The organism is Streptomyces sp. NPDC006265 (genome assembly GCF_040613555.1).
GTDB lineage: Bacteria > Actinomycetota > Actinomycetes > Streptomycetales > Streptomycetaceae > Streptomyces.
On sequence record NZ_JBEXSH010001516.1, the window covers coordinates 1 to 1102 of the forward strand.

The window sequence follows — 1102 nt, forward strand, 5'->3', positions numbered from 1 at the left end:
GCAGCGGCTCGGGCCCGGCCCGGTCGGCTATGTGGCGGGCAACGCGGGCAACGGCAGTACGGCCCGCGCCAACCGGGCGGCCCTGGAGCGCCGGCGGATCGTGCCGCGCATGCTGCGTGACGTGCACGACCGGGATCTGTCCGTCGAGGTCCTGGGCCGCGCCCTTCCGGCCCCCCTCGCGCTGGCCCCGGTCGGCGTGCTGTCGATCATGCACCCGGACGCCGAGTCCGCCGCGGCCCGGGCGGCCGCCGCACAGGGTGTGCCGTACATCCTGTCGTCGGCGTCCAGCACGCCCATGGAGCAGGTCGCCGAGGCGATGGGGGACGCCGAGCGCTGGTTCCAGCTGTACTGGCCGAAGGACCCGGAGGTGGCCCGCAGTTTCCTGAACCGGGCGAAGGCTGCCGGGTTCACCGCGCTCGTCGTCACCCTGGACACGCCACTGCTGTCGTGGCGGCCGCGCGATCTCGACCAGGCGTACCTGCCGTTCCTGCACGGGGTCGGCACGGCCAACTACTTCTCGGACCCGGCTTTCCGGGCAGGTCTGGCCAAGCCGGTGCACGAGGATCCGAACGCGGCCGTGATGCACTTCGTCGGGATGTTCTCCGACCCGGCCAAGAACTGGCCGGACCTGGCGTTCCTGCGGGAGAACTGGGACGGCCCGATCGTCCTCAAGGGCGTCCTGCACCCGGACGACGCGCGACTGGCCGCCGACGCCGGCATGGACGGCGTCGTCGTCTCCAACCACGGCGGCCGCCAGGTGGCCGGCTCCGTCGCGGCGGCCGACGCGCTTCCCCGCGTGGCTCAGGCGGTGGGCGATCGGCTCACCGTCCTCTTCGACAGCGGCATCCGCACCGGTGACGACATCTTCAAGGCCCTCGCCCTCGGCGCCCGCGCGGTCCTCCTCGGCCGCCCGTACGTCTACGGCCTCGGCCTCGACGGCCGGTCCGGCGTCGAACACGTCATCCGCTGTCTGCTCGCCGAACTCGACCTCACGCTCGCCCTCTCGGGGCATGCGACGCCGAACACCGTCGGCCCGGCCGACCTCGTCGAGAATCCCCCCTGACACGCTGACTACGCTGCACGCCGCCCCCACAACCCCCAC

Annotated in this window: 1 protein-coding gene; it reads left to right on the top strand. The window is 73.0% G+C overall.

Annotated elements, in window-relative coordinates:
• On the top strand, window positions 1-1063 hold a 1063-nt coding region (locus ABZ281_RS50290; RefSeq protein ID WP_356665630.1), incomplete at its 5' end, for a lactate 2-monooxygenase.
• Between the last annotated feature and the right edge of the window lie 39 nt (window positions 1064-1102).